The 15,523-nt window shown below is 66.6% G+C and carries 17 protein-coding genes; 11 read left to right on the top strand and 6 right to left on the bottom strand.

Translation table 11 applies throughout. The annotated features are described in order from the left end of the window. Positions 1–34 precede the first annotated feature (34 nt). The gene (locus ABD116_RS02600) at positions 35–691 is read left to right on the top strand and encodes an urease accessory protein UreD (RefSeq protein WP_343964366.1); all 657 of its coding nucleotides are present in this window, start codon (positions 35–37) and stop codon (positions 689–691) included. Then, complete coding sequence (locus ABD116_RS02595) at positions 682–1,311, top strand: nucleoside/nucleotide kinase family protein (protein WP_343964364.1); 630 nt, start codon at positions 682–684, stop codon at positions 1,309–1,311. Before ABD116_RS02600 ends, ABD116_RS02595 begins: the two co-directional genes overlap by 10 nt. Before the next feature lie 27 nt (positions 1,312–1,338). On the opposite strand, the gene ABD116_RS02590 is transcribed toward ABD116_RS02595, so the two are convergent. Beyond that, entirely contained in the window at positions 1,339–2,079 is a 741-nt protein-coding gene (locus ABD116_RS02590) for a TetR/AcrR family transcriptional regulator (RefSeq protein WP_343964877.1), read from the bottom strand. 98 nt (positions 2,080–2,177) lie between these two features. On the opposite strand from ABD116_RS02590, the gene ABD116_RS02585 reads away from it, so the two are divergent. The 3 genes from ABD116_RS02585 (at position 2,178) to ABD116_RS02575 (ending at position 4,387) form a co-directional block, all read left to right on the top strand. After that, positions 2,178–3,077 (top strand): ATP-binding cassette domain-containing protein, encoded by a 900-nt coding sequence (locus ABD116_RS02585; protein WP_343964362.1) that lies wholly within the window; start codon positions 2,178–2,180, stop codon positions 3,075–3,077. Positions 3,078–3,087: 10 nt separating this feature from the next. Beyond that, positions 3,088–3,864, top strand: coding sequence for an ABC transporter permease (locus ABD116_RS02580; protein ID WP_343964360.1), 777 nt, complete (start codon positions 3,088–3,090; stop codon positions 3,862–3,864). Between the two features lie 325 nt (positions 3,865–4,189). Continuing rightward, positions 4,190–4,387, top strand: a complete 198-nt coding sequence (locus ABD116_RS02575; protein ID WP_343964358.1) for a hypothetical protein — start codon at positions 4,190–4,192, stop codon at positions 4,385–4,387. A 22-nt stretch (positions 4,388–4,409) separates the two neighbouring features. Here ABD116_RS02575 and ABD116_RS02570 read toward each other — a convergent pair whose 3' ends face one another. Beyond that, positions 4,410–5,399 carry a LacI family DNA-binding transcriptional regulator gene (locus ABD116_RS02570; protein WP_343964876.1) on the bottom strand — a complete coding sequence of 330 codons (990 nt, stop codon included), beginning with the start codon at positions 5,397–5,399 and terminating at the stop codon, positions 4,410–4,412. A gap of 139 nt (positions 5,400–5,538) precedes the next feature. Here ABD116_RS02570 and ABD116_RS02565 point away from each other — a divergent pair, with 139 nt between their 5' ends. Both ABD116_RS02565 and ABD116_RS02560 read left to right on the top strand, forming a co-directional pair. Continuing rightward, positions 5,539–7,761 carry an RICIN domain-containing protein gene (locus ABD116_RS02565; protein WP_343964356.1) on the top strand — a complete coding sequence of 741 codons (2,223 nt, stop codon included), beginning with the start codon at positions 5,539–5,541 and terminating at the stop codon, positions 7,759–7,761. A 121-nt stretch (positions 7,762–7,882) separates the two neighbouring features. Continuing rightward, positions 7,883–8,209 carry a putative quinol monooxygenase gene (locus tag ABD116_RS02560; RefSeq protein ID WP_343964354.1) on the top strand — a complete coding sequence of 109 codons (327 nt, stop codon included), beginning with the start codon at positions 7,883–7,885 and terminating at the stop codon, positions 8,207–8,209. 34 nt (positions 8,210–8,243) lie between these two features. On the opposite strand, the gene ABD116_RS02555 is transcribed toward ABD116_RS02560, so the two are convergent. The 3 genes from ABD116_RS02555 to ABD116_RS02545 all read right to left on the bottom strand — a co-directional run bounded on the left by ABD116_RS02555 (position 8,244) and on the right by ABD116_RS02545 (position 10,141). Beyond that, positions 8,244–8,687, bottom strand: a complete 444-nt coding sequence (locus tag ABD116_RS02555) for an excalibur calcium-binding domain-containing protein (RefSeq protein WP_343964352.1) — start codon at positions 8,685–8,687, stop codon at positions 8,244–8,246. A 159-nt stretch (positions 8,688–8,846) separates the two neighbouring features. After that, entirely contained in the window at positions 8,847–9,272 is a 426-nt protein-coding gene (locus ABD116_RS02550; RefSeq protein WP_343964350.1) for an SgcJ/EcaC family oxidoreductase, read from the bottom strand. A 23-nt stretch (positions 9,273–9,295) separates the two neighbouring features. After that, positions 9,296–10,141 carry an NAD(P)-dependent oxidoreductase gene (locus ABD116_RS02545; protein ID WP_343964348.1) on the bottom strand — a complete coding sequence of 282 codons (846 nt, stop codon included), beginning with the start codon at positions 10,139–10,141 and terminating at the stop codon, positions 9,296–9,298. Between the two features lie 57 nt (positions 10,142–10,198). On the opposite strand from ABD116_RS02545, the gene ABD116_RS02540 reads away from it, so the two are divergent. The 4 genes from ABD116_RS02540 (at position 10,199) to ABD116_RS02525 (ending at position 15,338) form a co-directional block, all read left to right on the top strand. Then, positions 10,199–11,089, top strand: a complete 891-nt coding sequence (locus tag ABD116_RS02540; protein ID WP_343964346.1) for a LysR family transcriptional regulator — start codon at positions 10,199–10,201, stop codon at positions 11,087–11,089. 157 nt (positions 11,090–11,246) lie between these two features. Further along, positions 11,247–13,469, top strand: coding sequence for an FUSC family protein (locus ABD116_RS02535; protein ID WP_343964344.1), 2,223 nt, complete (start codon positions 11,247–11,249; stop codon positions 13,467–13,469). A gap of 102 nt (positions 13,470–13,571) precedes the next feature. Beyond that, positions 13,572–14,906 (top strand): ABC transporter substrate-binding protein, encoded by a 1,335-nt coding sequence (locus ABD116_RS02530; RefSeq protein WP_343964342.1) that lies wholly within the window; start codon positions 13,572–13,574, stop codon positions 14,904–14,906. 54 nt (positions 14,907–14,960) lie between these two features. Next, positions 14,961–15,338: a DUF1304 family protein gene (locus ABD116_RS02525; RefSeq protein WP_343964340.1), complete on the top strand. Its 378-nt coding sequence runs from the start codon at positions 14,961–14,963 to the stop codon at positions 15,336–15,338. A gap of 5 nt (positions 15,339–15,343) precedes the next feature. Here ABD116_RS02525 and ABD116_RS02520 read toward each other — a convergent pair whose 3' ends face one another. Further along, the gene (locus tag ABD116_RS02520; protein WP_343964338.1) at positions 15,344–15,520 is read right to left on the bottom strand and encodes a hypothetical protein; all 177 of its coding nucleotides are present in this window, start codon (positions 15,518–15,520) and stop codon (positions 15,344–15,346) included. Positions 15,521–15,523: the final 3 nt, after the last annotated feature.

Below are 15,523 nucleotides of genomic sequence, written 5' to 3'. Positions count from 1 at the left end.
AGAGGTAGTTGCCGATCCAGTGCGGGATCGGTGCTTGCTCACTACCGGGCTGCTCTCGCCGCGTCGGTTGCAGGCTGACGGGGTTGTCCGAGTCGCGTTGGTCGCCGCCTCAGCTCTGCTGCTCGCCGGCGATCAGGTGGAGCTTCAGGTCGTGGTCCGTGGGCCGGTTCGGGTCGAGATCGTTGAGACGGCGGGCACCGTCGCGTACGCGATGCGTGGTGGATCGGCTCGGTGGGACGTATCCGTCCAGCTGACTGACGGAGCCGAGCTCAGCTGGCATGGTGAGCCGTTCGTTGTTTCGGAAGGGGCCGATGTCGCCAGGTCGATGACGGTCGAGATGGAGGCCGGTTGCGAGCTGGCGGTGCGCGAGTCGCTGGTGTTCGGGCGCCACGGCGAAATCGGCGGCACTCTGCACTCATCTCAGCGAGCACACCTCGATGGTCAGCTGATCCTCGCCGAAGACCTGGACCTCACCCCAGCGGCGCGACCCGGTTGGGCGATTCTCGGCGGCGCGCGCTGCCTCGACTCGATCACCACCCTCGGCCGGCGCCTCCCGGACTCCCCCGACACCCTGCAACTCGAAGGACCGGGCTCGATGGTCCGCCGGCTGGTTCAGGATCAGCATCTGAGCGATCTTGCGCAAAGCTGGGCAGCGTTGAGCAAGCCTGACAAGATCTCCGAGTGCAGCTGAATCGAGAGACCGCGTTCGCCAGGGCCGTGGCGCTCGCCACCAAAGGACAACGAGCGATCCTCGGCATCACCGGAGCCCCCGCGGCCGGCAAATCGACGTACGCCGAACAGCTCACCGCGGACTTGGTTGCCAACGGCCACAAGGTCGCACTCGTCCCGATGGACGGCTACCACCTCGCCCAGACAGCACTCGAAGACCGCGGACTCGCCGCCGTCAAAGGCGCCCCCCAGACCTTCGACGGCGACGGCTTCGTCGCCCTCCTCAAAAGGCTCAAGGACTCACCGACCGAAACGATCTGGGCCCCCAGATTCGACCGCTCCATCGAAGACTCCATCGCCGCCACCATCCCCGTCCCACCAGAGACGACCCTGGTGGTGACCGAAGGCAACTACCTGCTCTTCGACCAGCAACCTTGGGCGACCGCGCGCACACTGCTCGACGAGTGCTGGTACATCGACCTGGACGACGACCTCAGACACGCCAGGCTGGAAGCCCGGCACCAGAGATTCGGCCGCTCACCCCAGGAAGCCCACGACCGCACCTACGGCTCCGACGAAACCAACGCCCAACTCATCGCCGCCACCAAACCCAACGCCGACGCGATCCTCACCCTCGCCTGACCAGCAGCCGCACCAGGAGACCCACGGCTACTCGGCCCGATCGATGAACCCGGCAACGCCGTTCAGATAGAGCTGAAGCCCGAAGTCGAAGTCGGCCTCCTCGGTCACCTCGAAAGCATCGACCTGGTCGAACACGCCCGCGGCCAGCACCTTCGCCAAGGCGGGTAGCTCACGGGGATCGACGACGCGCGACAACGTGGCGCCGTACCGGGTGAAAGCGTCCGGGTTCTCGGAGAAGCCGGTGGCGAGGTCCATGCTCAGCCGCATCTCACCCTGCACGTACGTCATCAGCCCCATCACGATCCCGACCTTGCTCTCCTCGCTCAACCCGGTGTCCTTCAGCGCACCGAGCGCCGAGTCGAACCAGGCAAGATTGTTGGGCCCCGCAGGCGGCCCCGAGATCGGCAGCTTCGCGTACCACCGATGCCGGCGTACCGCCGTCAGCACCCCCTTCGCCCAGAAGGTCAACCCCGCCCGCCAATCGGCGCCGGCCGGCAACGGCTCCGGCCGCTCCAACGCGGCATCCGACATCAGCACAAGAAGCTCATCCTTGCTCTTCACATGCCGATAGAGCGCCATCGTCGAGTTCCCGAGCCGCTCGGCAACGCGCGCCATCGAGACGGCGGCGAGCCCCTCGGCATCAGCGAGCTCGATCGCCGCCCGAGTGATGTCGCCGACCGACAACGACGGCTTCGGCCCGCGCTTGGTGACGTCCCGCAGCCCCCACATCAGCGCCACGTCCGCCGGCAGTTCGGGCTGCTCGCTCATCTCCACCGCCTCAGTCTAGGAACCTTCGCACTGGACACCCGCACTGCGTATCGCCTACGCTAATTAGCGTAGCAAGTACGCAGTACAGGGGAGGGTGAATGATCATCGAAGCCACCGGCCTACGGAAGTCGTACGGCACCACCGAAGTACTCAGAGGCATCGACCTCGACGTACAGGAAGGCTCCGTACTGGCCCTGCTCGGCCCGAACGGAGCCGGCAAAACCACCATCGTGCGAATCCTGACAACCCTCACCCGCCCCGACGCAGGCAAAGCGGCCATCGCCGGGTACGACGTAGTGTGCGACCCGGCCAAGGTCCGCGGCGTCATCAGCCTCACCGGCCAGTACGCCGCGGTCGACGACAACCAGACCGGCCGCGAGAACCTCGTCATGATCGGCCGCCTGACCCACCTGGGCGGGACCACTGCCACCAAGCGAGCGGCCGAACTCCTCGAGCGCTTCGAACTCACCGACGCGATGAACCGCCGAGCCAAAACCTACTCCGGCGGCATGATGCGCCGACTCGACCTGGCCATGAGCCTGATCGCAAGACCGCGAGTGATCTTCCTCGACGAGCCGACCACCGGGCTCGACCCGGCCAGCCGGCTGACCATGTGGGACGCGATCGGCGAGCTGGTCCGCGACGGTACGACGATCCTGCTCACCACCCAGTACCTCGACGAGGCCGACCGCCTGGCCGACCGGATCGTGCTGCTCGACGACGGCCGGATCACCGCGTCCGGCACCGCCGACTCGCTCAAGAAACAGGTCGGCGGCGAACGCATCGAGCTGTACTTCGACGACGAGCCGACCGCGGCCAAGGCCAGCGACCTACTCGGCGGCCTCACCGACGGACGAGTGGTCAGCCTGCCGTCCGACGGTTCGGCCGGTCACCTGCTGCACGTACTGGATCTGCTCCGCGACCACGACCTGCCACCGGCCCGAGTGTCGTCACACCGCCCGACGCTCGACGACGTCTTCCTCACCCTGACCGCGTAGGAGCGACCCGATGAGCACTCACCAAGGATTCGGCGCCGCCGTCAGCGACGTGACGACGATGGTCGATCGCAGCGTGCGGTTGAGCCGGCGCAACGTGGACACCCTGTTCGTCGCGATCCTGTTGCCGCTGATGATGATGGCGCTTTTCGTGTACGTCTTCGGCGGCGCGATCGACACCGGTACGCAGTACATCAACTATGTCGTGCCCGGCATCCTGCTACTGACCACCGGGTACGGTGCGGCCAGTACCGCGATGGCCGTCGCCGACGACATGACGACGGGCATGATCGACCGCTTGCGCTCGCTGCCGATCCGCAGCTTCGCCCTGCTGACCGGCCACGTCACCGCGAGCGTCGTACGCAACGCAGTGTCGACCGGTCTCGTCATCCTCGCCTCCCTCGCGATGGGTTTCCGCCCGAACGCCGGCGTGGTCGACTGGCTCGCGGCGATCGGTCTGCTGCTGCTCTACGTGATCGCGTTGTCCTGGCTCGCCGCCGCGCTCGGCGTGATCGCGAAGTCGGTCGAGTCGGCCAGTGCACTGGGCTTCTTCATGTTGTTCGTGCCGTACCTGAGCAGCGCGTTCGTCCGGACCGAGACGATGCCGGCCTTCCTCCGGCCGATCAGCAAACACCAGCCGATCACGCCGGTGATCGAAGCAGTCCGCAGCTTCCTGACCGGTACTCCGCTAAGCTCGAACGGCCGGCTCGCACTGGCCTGGTGCGGCGGCCTGCTCCTCTTCTCGACCACTCTCGCGACGGTGCTCTACCGCCGCAGAACCACTCGATGAGTCCGCAACGAACAAGCCTTTGACCCGACCGTTGGGCGCACGGTTCGAACCGCTCGGCTTTTGGTGATTCGGGAATCGCCGCAAAGGTGCGACCCTGACCCCCGATCGGGGATAAATTCGAAGTCCCCCCACGTGTGGAGGTCCCACTCCCCCCGGGACCCGCACGGACGAATGCCCCGATCATCGATCGGGGCATTCGTTTTTTACCAGGCCTTTACTCAATCCTCTCGGCTCCTGGGAAAAGTTCTGGCCGGATGTCGAAATCGGCGATCCGGATCCGACGTACCAGTAAGAGCAGGAACCACGGATCGAGGAGAGGGTCAGGATGTCCGAGAACAGCGCACAGCAGATGATCGTCACCATGCTGGCCGAGGGAAACCCGGTCTGGTACGTCGCGGCGATGGTCAACATGCGCAGCCACGACGTGTACATGATCGGCCGCGCCGCAGGCTACCCCGACAAGGCCAAGCTCCGCCGCGCGGTCTGGGCCCGCAAGAACGCCGCCCAGCAACTCGCCGCCTGAGCTACAGCCATCTGAGACACAGCTATCGAGGAGCCGGTCCGGTGCTGTCGCGGATCACGAGCGAGGTGCGCAGGAGTTGCGCCGAGTTGACCGGCTGAGTGCCTTCGTCGATGGCACGCAAGAGCAGTGCGGTGGCCTGCCGGGCCATCTCGCGACTGGGGATCGCGACCGCGGTGAGCGCCGGATGCGTCAACGCCACCGGGGCCGTGTCATCGAACCCGATCACCGAGACATCGCCCGGTACCGACCGTCCGGACTCCTTCACCGCCTCGAGCACCCCGAGCGCGAGCAGATCGTGCGATGCGAAGATCGCCGTCAGCTCCGGGTCCGCCGCCAGCGCCGCCTGAGCCGCCGCGAACCCACCGGCCGGCGTCGGCTTCGTCGGCACGAACACGTGGTCGTCGCTCACCTTGTCGTGCCCGAATGCACGCCTGAGGCCAGCCAGCCGTAGTTCATGGGTCGGCAGCTCGACCACCGCGGCGATGCGCCGATGCCCGAGGCTCCGCAGATGCTCACCGGCCAGGAACCCCGCGTGCTCGTAGTCGATCGTCACCACCGGCAGCGAGTCGGGGATCTGGGTCTCCCAGGCACACAACGCGATCGGGAACCGCGCGTCCGGAAGCAGCGCGATCGGATCGGTCAGATCGCGATCGCCCGCGATGAGCAGTGCATCGACCAGCCGGCTCGACAGCCCGGCCAGTTGGCGCTTGGCGCGATCGCCGTCGGCTCGCGTAGTACAGAGGACGAGGTGGTAGCCGTGCTGGTCCAGCACGTTCTCCACTTCCTCGACGATCTCGGAGTAGAACGGGCTGGCGACGGTCGGCACGATCAACCCGACGGTCATCGTCGAACCGGTCGCCAGCGAACGCGCCACCAGATTCGGTTCGTACCCGAGGTCAGCGATCGCCGCCCGGACCCGCGCCTCGGTGTCCGGCCGGACGGCGGCGCGGCCGTTCACGACATTCGAGACGGTCTGCTTGGTGACGCCCGCCCGATTGGCCACGTCCTGCATCGTCACCACGGGCGACCCCAAAGTTGTTGGACCGGTCAACTACATCCCAGCAGTATTGGGCGGTCCTGACGCCACGTCAATCCCACCCGCTGCGCATCGAGGTCTTGTTTACCGGTCAAATGGATCCTATGGTGCAGCGATGTCGACACTTCAGAGAGTCTCCGTCGCGATCATGACCGCCGCCGCGCTCGCCGGCAGCGGCCTGCAGGCAGCCGCCACGCCACCTGTCCCGCCGGCGACCACTTACACGGTGTCGGTCGGGTCGAGCACAACGGCGTACCGGTTCCCCGATGACTCGCCGGCCAGTCCGTACATCGACAAGGACGGCACGTTCTACTTCCAGCAGTCGCACGCCCTGTACGAAGCGACCGCCTCCCGTCAGTGGAACTTCTACACGGGCAGCAACTTCGACACCGCCACCAAGTCGACCGCGATCAGCGGCGCGGTCAATCCGGCCGACAGCCGCGACAAGAACAGCGACACCACCTGGCGCTGCAACAACAGCCCGACCGGTCTCGAGTCGACGTACGTCAACGGCGGCGCGGGCTCGTACTCGCAACGCAACTACTGCGACCTGATCGGCACCTGGGTCGATCCGGACACCGGCAACTGGATCGGCCTGGTCCACAACGAGTTCACGCCGCAGCCGTTCGGCGACGGCCTGCACTACGACTCGATCGACTACGCCGTCTCGACCAACCAGGGCAAGGTCTGGACGATCAAGGGTCACGCGATCACCTCGCCGTACAGCATCAAGCGCGGCGACAACACCGCCTTCCCGCACGAGACCTACGACTACGGCGACGGCGACCAGCGGCTCTTCGTCGACACCGCGTCCGGCTACTTCTACGTGTACTACGGATCGCGCATCATCCCCAAGGCCGGCGAAGGCGGCAGCAACGGCGGACTCGCCCACGTCGCCCGGGCGCCGCTGTCGGGCAAGATGGCGACCGGGTCGTGGTCGAAGTGGTACGACGGAGCTTGGTCGCAGCCCGGCGTCGGCGGACTCGAAAGCAACATGGTCCCGGTGACGGCCGCCAATCAGAACGGCTACACGCCCACGGCTGACGACTACAGCCCTGCCAACACGGGCAACGTGGACGAGCAGGTCGCGGCCGGGCAACTGCCCGCCAAGTCGGATCTGTTCATCATGAACATCACCTACAACGCGTACCTGGGCCTGTATCTCGGTGAGCCCGAGGTCGTCTCGGGTGTTCAGACTCAACGCTTCTACGTCACCGACAACCTCGCGACCCAGAAGTGGTACCTGATCGGCGACTCGGGCAGCTACAAGTCAGGCTCCTGGTACCGCTGGTTCCTCGACCCGGTGAACAAGACGAGCTCGACCATCATCGGCCGCTCCTTCCGTTCGTACTGCTCGATCGCCTGCGCGGGGTCTGATGGTGAGTACGCCGATCTGGCGATCGACTCGACCACGCCGGCCGCGCCGCCACTCGACCCGGCCAAGACCTATCGAGTTGCCAACGGCAACGGTCGGGTGCTGGCTCAGGTGTCTGGCGGTACTACGACGACGTCACTCGCCAGCGCGACCGGATCAGCCCTCGAGGCCTGGTCGTTCGCTCCCAACGGCGACGGCTCGTACCGGATCGCGAACGCGTCGACCGGCCGGCTGCTCGGCGTCGACCCGACCGGCGTCGCCGGCCGTGCTTGGGGCGCATCGTTGTCCGTCACTTCTCCTGGTGCGACCGGGCCGACGGTCGGGCAGCAGTGGTTCGTCGTACCCAACACCTCGTCGACCGGTGCGTTGAGCGGTGGGTATCGGCTCGTCAACCGGTACAGCGGGCTGGTGCTCGGGATGTCGTCGCAGCAAGGGCGGCTGACCGAGTCGACGCCGGTTCGGCACTGGACCAACAGCACGGGCGATGCCGTCGGCGGGTCGCGTACGGCGGCCGAGCAGGCGCTGACCATGACAGCGGTTGGTGTTGCGGCGGGGCTCAGCGGCGTACACGTTCTGAAGGCCAACGGTAAGGCGCTGGACGATCCGGACTGGTCCAAGACCGCTGGCACCCAGCTCATCACCTGGTCGCCGTCCGGGCAGCAGAACCAGAGCTGGAACCTTGCTCTCCAGGCGGACGGCACCTACACGATCACCAACGTCTACTCGCAGTTGTGCGCCGACGCCGAAGGTGGGTTCACCGCGGCCGGCACGAAGGTGATCCAGTGGACGTGCACCGGCCGACCCAACCAGCGCTGGATCGTCACGGAGGTCGCATCCGGCGCGTACCTGATCGTCAACGCGCACAGCGGGTTGCCGATGACCACTGCCTCCAGCACAGACGGCAGCAAGGTCACGCAGGAGCCCACCACCGGCGGAGCCGGCCAGCAGTGGTCCGTCAGCTGACCATCCCGTCACAGCCCGCCCCGGCCCTCTCGGGGCGGGCTGTCTCTTTTTGACACCTCCCGCCAGGCAAGCCGCCGCTACCATCAGCGATGTCCTGTTCTCGCCTGTCTGGAGCCCTCAAATGATCTTCATCACCGCGAAATTCAAGGTCCTCCCCGAACACGCCGACAACTGGCCCACCATCACCGCCCCCTTCACCGAAGCCACCCGCGCCGAACCCGGCAACCTCTGGTTCGACTGGTCCCGCAGCCTCGACGACCCCACCGAATACGTCCTGGTCGAAGCCTTCGCCGACGACGAAGCCGCCGGCGCCCACGTGAACTCCGCCCACTTCAAATCCGCCCAGTCCGACCTCCCACCCCACCTCGCCGAAACCCCGCGCATCGTCAACTTCAAACTCGACCAATCCAACTGGTCCGACCTAGCCGAACTAGCCGTCAACCGCTGATCTGTGGTTCCGGCCTGAGACGGCCAGGGACCAGCTACTCGCACGCGACGCCGTCACCGTCCCGGTCGAGCTTCCTCGAGTAGCCGGGTTCGCCTGCGTGGATCGGGGCCTTGCCGGCGGCTCGGACTTCGGAGCAGTTGGCGTAGTAGGCGGATTCTGTTGTTTTGGTTGGGGTTGGCTTGGGCTTTGGTTTGGGCCTGGTGGTGAGGCGGACTGTTGGCTTCTTGGTCGGTTTGTGGGTTGTGACTCTCGGCTTCGGCTTGAGAGTTGGTACGGCGGTTGCGGTGGCAGTCGGCTTCTTGGGCGGGATCGATGCCAGTGGGGCCGGCTTCGCGGCGGGTGTGGTGGTGATGGTTGTGGTGACCGTGGTTTGGGATGCGGCGCGGTTTTCGGTGGTGGTGGCGCCGCAGGCGGTGGTTAGGGCGGTGGCTGCGATGAGGCCTGTCAAGGCTTTCAGGGCAGGGTGGAATCTGGTCATTGCTCCCCCAACCCGTCCTCGGTTCCCCCCGGGACGGGATCGTTGTCGCTCGGGCCCCCTCGGTCCGAGCGACCCCATGCCTACCAGTCGTTCATCACACTCCGCGACGGGTGAACGGCCATTACTGGTGAGTCGTCCCTGTTTCGTTACCTAGCGCGATCACGGCTCCGGTACTACGACAGTGTTCTGCGCGGCCGCGATCCGCCATACCCCGTCGTCCTTGGCCAGGAAGTACACAGGACTGCCGGTATCAACGGGCAGCTCGCTGGTGGAGCCCGGTCGGAGGGCGTACTTCTGGTTGACGTTGACGACCGCGATATCGGGCCGGACGAAGAGCAGGTGGTCGGGCGTGTAGGTCGCGTAGGACTCCACGGTCGCGCCGGGCAGTACGCGTCGGGTGAATTCGGCAATGGTGTCGCGGCCATACAGACGCTTGCCGTGCCCGGTCACCCACAACGCATCCTCACGAAACAAAGCAAGAAACGCATCTGCATCTTCTTTGCTCTGCGCCTCCTCAACAGTCGCCACCAGGGCAAGAATCGCGTCGACGTCGGCCTGGCTGGGGATCTGTCCGGTGATGTCCATGCCCGACATCGTCGTAGTTGAAGCTAACTTGAGGTCAAGGACCGGAAGGACTTGACGATCTGGCCGAGATCCTCGTCGGCGACCTCGGGATAGTCGGTCAGGCGGGTGTGGACGGCGTGCGCGATCGGGAGGTCGGCGGCTGCGGTGGCCAGGGCGACGTCCTTGGCGGCTAGGCGGACGGGGAAGTAGGCGTCTGTGGTGAAGGCGCGGCCGGCCAGGCCCGCGAGGGGTGAGGTGGAGAGGGCGGCTTTGACCTGGGCTTCGGGGAGGCCTAGGGAGTCGGCTAGAGCCATGGCTTCGGCTACTACCGCTACTCCGTTGATGACGGCGTTGATGAGGACGAGTTTCAGGGCGGCGCCGGTGCCGACATCACCGGTGCGGTTGACGGTGCCGAAGAGTTCGAGCAGAGGTAGTACGGGGTCTGCGTCGCCGCCGACCATCAGGAGGAGTTCGCCGCTCGCCGCTCGGTCGACGCTGCCCATGACCGGGGCGTCGATCAGCTGGACGTCGGGCGGGAGGAGGCCGGCCAGTTCGCCGACGACCTCCGGGCCGATCGTGGACGCGTCGATCAGCACGGTGCCTGGCTTCAGCGAGCTCGCGAAGGCTCCCACGACCTCGCGAACCGCCGGCGGATCCGCCAGCATCGTGACCACCACATCGGCATCCCGCACCGCCTCGGCCGGCGAGTCCACCACCTTCACCTCAGCAGCGCCCGCGCCGGAACCGACGGCTGCTCCGGCGAAGGCGAGGGCTCGGGTGGTGGTGCGGTTCCAGACGGTCAGCGGATAGCCGGCGGCCAGGACGCGGCGGGCCATCGGGGCGCCCATCGAGCCGAGGCCGAGGAAAGCGATCTTCGTGTTCTTGTCCATGCCCCAAACCTAACCACCGGCAACCAATGTGAGTAGCGAATGTCTAGCATGGAACCCATGCCGATCCAGCATGACTTCTCCACCCCGCTGCTCCGGGTCTTCGTCGCCGTCGCCGCCCGTGGATCGTTCACCGCGGCCGCCCCGGTCCTCGGCTACACCCAGTCCGCGGTCTCCCGGCAGATCTCAACCCTCGAAGACGAAGCCGGTACTACGCTGTTCGACCGCCTCCCCCGAGGCGTCCGACTCACCGAGCCCGGCCGCCGCCTGCTCCCCCACGCCCAAGCCGTCCTCGACCGCCTCGACGCGGCCCGCCAGGAACTCACCGACCTGAGCGAACTGTCCACCGGCCGACTCCGGGTAGCAGCCTTCGCCACCGCCGACGCCGCGCTCGTCCCGCAAGCCATCGCCACCTTCCAGCGCCGCTACCCCGACGTCCGGATCACCCTCCGCGAAGGCTTCACCTCCGGCCTCCTCGAACTCCTCGGCGCCGGCGAAGCCGACGTCGCCGTCGTCAGCTACCCGACGGTCCAGCACCTCGACGGCTTCGACCTCCGCAAACTGCGAGACGATTTCATGTACGTCGCGCTGCCACCGGCTCACCGCCTCGCCCGCCGCCGCCAGGTCCGCCTCATCGACCTGCAGGACGAGCAGTGGATAGCAGGCAGCTCCCGCCCCGAGGACACCCTGATCGCCGCCTGCCTCCGCACCGGCTTCCAGCCTCACATCGGCTTCGTCGCCCGCGACTGGATGGCCAAACAAGGTTTCGTTGCCGCAGGCACCGGAATCACCCTGGTCCCGTCGCTGGCCGCCGAAGCAGTCCGCCCCGACATCAAGCTGGTCCGCATCCACCCCGACGACATGCCACCCCGCCAGATCTACACCGCCACCATCAACGGATTGACGCCGTCCCCGGCAACACGCGCCTTCCTCGACCTCCTGCACAGCTGACCGCTCCGACCGACTCGCAAGGCGTGGACCCAGGGCAGGGGTGGGGGCGCCGGGGCGCGGCCGGGCGAGCTGGGGGCTGACGAGCCGCGTGCACTTGCTGGCTGGCGACCGCCGGGGCGGCGTACGCTCGGGGCGTGGCTGGTACTTGGGGTGGGCGGTGAGGTTGCTCGAGTGGCTCCGGGCCAAGGATGCGGGGTTGTCTGCTACCCGGCGGGCTGGGCGGGCCGCGGTGGTGATGCCTTCGGCGTTCGCGTTCAGTTACCTGGTGCTGGACAATCCGGTGATCGCGATCTTCGCGTCGTTCGGGTCGATGTCGACCGTACTGTTCGTCGACTTCAGTGGGAGCAAGCTCGAGCGGATCCAGGCCCAGCTGAGCCTGATCGTCGCCGGCCTGGTCCTGATCTCGATCGGTACCGTTGCCTCAGGCTCCGCGGGAGGCGCCGCCCTGGCGACCCTGATCGTTGCCTTCGTCATCTTGTTCGTCGGCGTCATCAGCTCAGTGCTCGCCAGCGCCACCACCGCCCTCCTGGCCAGCTTCATCCTCCCCGTCAGCCTCCCCGGCGGCATGACCACGCTCCCCGACCGCCTCATCGGCTGGCTGCTGGCAGGCGCCGCCTCCCTCATCGCCATCACCTTCCTCTGGCCGGCCCCCACGCGAGAACCCCTCCGTGGCCCCACCGCCCACGCCTGCACCCTCCTTGCCAGACGCCTCCAAGCCGGCCTCGCCTGTCTCCGCAACCCAGCCGACACCGAGAGCAAAGCCGCCCTCATCTACGAAGCCGGCGAAGCCTCCGCCGCAGTAGCCGAACTCCGCAAGACCTTCTTCGGTACGCCGTACCGCCCCACCGGCCTCTCAACCTCCGCCCGAACCCTGGTCCGGGTCGTAGACGAAGTCATCTGGCTCAACTCCGTCCTAGAGCCCCACCCCCGCATGCCCGCCCCCGGCCCCGCCGCCCCCTACCTGATCGCCGTCTACGAAGCCGCAGCCGACCTCCTCGACCGAGCCGCCAACGTCCTCGACAACGACGACGGCAACCTCACCGGCTTCGAGGAGACCCTCGGCCGACTCCACGAGGCACGACTCGCCCTGGAACAAGCCGTCACCGAACTACCGCCGTCACCAGGCAAAGACGACAGCATGGTGAAGGCCTTCGTGAGCGCGCTCGAACCAACCTTCCGGGCCCAGGAGATGAGCTTCGCCGTAGCAGCCATCGCGGAGAACATCGAGCTAGCAGTAGCCGCCCGCGGCCGCAGCTGGTGGGGTCACCTCCTCGGCCGCGGCCCCATCGGCCCCGGTTCACCCCTGTCATCTGTCAAGGAACGTGCAGGCGCCCACCTAGAGCTCCACTCCGTCTGGCTTCACAACAGCATCCGTGGAGCGGTAGGCCTCGCTCTAGCCGTCCTGATCGCGGACCTCACCGGCGTACAGCACTCCTTCTGGGTAGTGTTCGGCACCCTCGCCGTACTGCGCTCCAACGCCTTGAGCACCGGCCAGAACGCCCTCCGCGGCCTAGCCGGCACCGTGGCCGGCATCATCATCGGCGGCGCCGTAGTACTGGCCATCGGCTCCAACACCACCGTCGCCTGGTTTCTCCTGCCGATAGCGGTACTGCTCGCAGGACTAGCCCCTGCAGCGTTCTCCTTCGCAGCAGGCCAGGCCGCGTTCACCGGCGTACTGCTGATCCTGTTCGACATCATCTCCCCGGCGGGCTGGGAGATCGGGCTAGTACGCATCGAGGACGTAGCCATCGGCTCAGCGGTGAGCCTGCTCGTCGGACTCCTCCTCTGGCCGCGCGGAGCAACAGCTGCTCTGCAGCAGGCGCTCGCCGAGGGGTACTCCGACAGCGCCCACTACCTGCGCCAGGCGATCGCTTATGCGGTGAGCCGCTGCGACGCGCGAACCCCGCCGGCCGCAGTACCGGATGAAGCGTCCCGCAAGGCTGCGAATGCCGCACGCCGGCTGGACGACGCCTTCCGGACGTACCTGGCCGAGCGGGGCGGCAAGCAGCTCCCACTGGCCAACGTGGCGACGCTGGTCTCCGGGGTAGCGGTACTGCGCATCACTGTCGACGCCATCCTCGAGCTGTGGAGTCGCGGCGACTCCCCCACGGGCGACCGCACAGCAGCCCGGATGGAGCTGATCGACTCCACCGGTGTGCTCGTGGACTGGTACCAGGAGACCGCTCTCGCACTGGCCGGAGCAGGCGAGGTGCCGACACCGATCGAGCGCGACGGCGACGCGGAGGAGCGGCTGGTCAGCGCAGTACGCACAGACCTCACGGCAGACGACGGTAGCTGGACCGCGACCGCAGTACGGATGCTCTGGACGGCTGATCACCTCGACGGATTGCGCCGTCTGCAACGCGCCCTCGAGGTGTGACCCTGTTGTTGCGCAGGGCAATTGACACCCACCGGTCAGCGCGTTAACGTCCGACGGAATATCAGGTAACTTTCCTAACAGTTCGGATCAGGAGCTGTGCGAATGCCTCGAATCCGCCCCGTCAAAACCCTCGCCGCCACCGCCGCCATCGCCCTCGCGGCCGCCGCCTGCACCGGTACTCCGGACGCCCCCAAGGCGAGCGACGACGCCACCAAGGACACCACGATCACCTTCTGGTACGGCTGGAGCGCCCCGAGCGAGGTGGCCGCGATCGAGGCCGACGTGAAGGCATTCGAGGCCGCGCATCCGAACATCCACGTCAAGGCTGTCGGCAACATCAATGACGACAAGATCAAGCAGGCACTGCGGGCCGGCGGGCCGAACGCCCCGGATGTGGTGTCGTCGTTCAGCTCGGCCAACGTCGGCGCGTTCTGCAAGTCCAACGTGCTCACGGATCTGAAGCCGTTCCTCGACAAGTCGGGCATCGACCTGGACAAGACCTTCCCGAAGGCGATCCAGGACTACACCCAGTACCAGGGCAAGCGATGCACGCTGCCGCTGCTCGCGGACACGTACGGCCTGCACTACAACAAGGATGCGTTCAGGGCCGCGGGGATCACCGCGCCGCCGAAGACGTTCTCGGAGTTCGAGGCGGTCGCGAAGAAGCTGACCAAGCCGACCGCCGACGGCTACACCCAGCTCGGCTTCATGCCGAACTTCCACGGCTACACGTCGACGCTGCTGCTCTACGGCTACCAGTTCGGTCTGAAGTACTTCGACGACCAGGGCAAGGCGAACGCGTCGCGCGATCCCCGGTTCACCCAGCTGTTCACGACCCAGAAGAAGCTCGTCGACGAGCTCGGCGGCTACGCGAAGCTGGAGAAGTACCGGACCACCTTCGGCGACCAGTACGGCGCGAAGAACCCGCTGCACACCGGCCAGGTCGCGATGAGCTTCGACGGCGAGTGGCGGGCCGGGATGGCGAAGGAGGCCGGGATCAAGTTCGACCTCGGTGTCGCCCCGATGCCGGTCCCCGACGACCAGGCCGACACCTACGGACGTGGCGGCCTGTCGGGCACGATCGTGGGAATCGCCAGCACCAGCCAGAAGCAGAACGCGGCCTGGGAACTGGTCAAGTTCATCACCACCGACACCGACGCGGTCGTCAACTTCGCCAACGCGATCCACAACGTCCCGTCGACCCTGGATGCGCTGAAGTCGCCGAAGTTCGCCACCGACCCAGCCATGTCGGTCTTCCTCGATGTCGCCCAGAACAAGGACAGCATCAGCCCGCCGGCCACCCCGAACGGCGACGCCTACCTCCTCACCCTGCAAGACGTCGGCTACCGGTACGAATCCGGCACCATCAAAGATCTGCCCGCCGCCCTCAAGAAGGCCGACGAGCAGATCGACAAGGACATCGCCCAGACCAGGTGAAGGGTTGATTTAGTCAGAGACTCGTACCATATTGGTGCGCAGGGGGTGGCTGACATGAGTACTGCGGTGCAGGTCCTCGCCGTCGTGATCGGCGTGATCCTGGTATCGGTCTGGGCGATGGAGCTGTGGTTCTACAAGAACCGCCGGCTCTACTTCATGTTCCTGATCAAGCCGGCCGACTACGACGGTGTCCGGCTGTGGCGGATCTGCATCGCGTACTACAACCTGACGACGGCGGCCGCGCTCTTCATCGGCACGTACCTGCTGCACACGAGTCATCCGGATGCCGGGCAGGCGCTGATCCTGTTCACCGCGTGCCAGCATGTCTTCCTTGCGGTCGTCATGCTGGTCACGCAGCCGAAGCTCTGGCTCAACTCCGTGATGGAGGCTGTGCCGAACCTCGTCCTCCTCGTCGTCGCTGCGACGACCTGACGGGCTCAGCGGCGACGGCGGCCCCACTTGGCGGCAGCGCCGACGCCGGCCAGATGGAGTGCCATGCAGAGCAGGCCGGCCATCAGCAGGGTCTGCGGGGTGAAGGCATCGCTGACGGACGCGTCGGCCCAGTCGAGGATGAGTGCGAGTCCGAAGATCACTGCGGCGATAATGGCGAACATGGT

The sequence above is a fragment of the Kribbella koreensis genome (genome assembly GCF_039525325.1).
In the GTDB taxonomy this organism is placed as follows: domain Bacteria; phylum Actinomycetota; class Actinomycetes; order Propionibacteriales; family Kribbellaceae; genus Kribbella; species Kribbella koreensis.
This window is presented reverse-complemented; position numbering and strand designations above follow the sequence as displayed.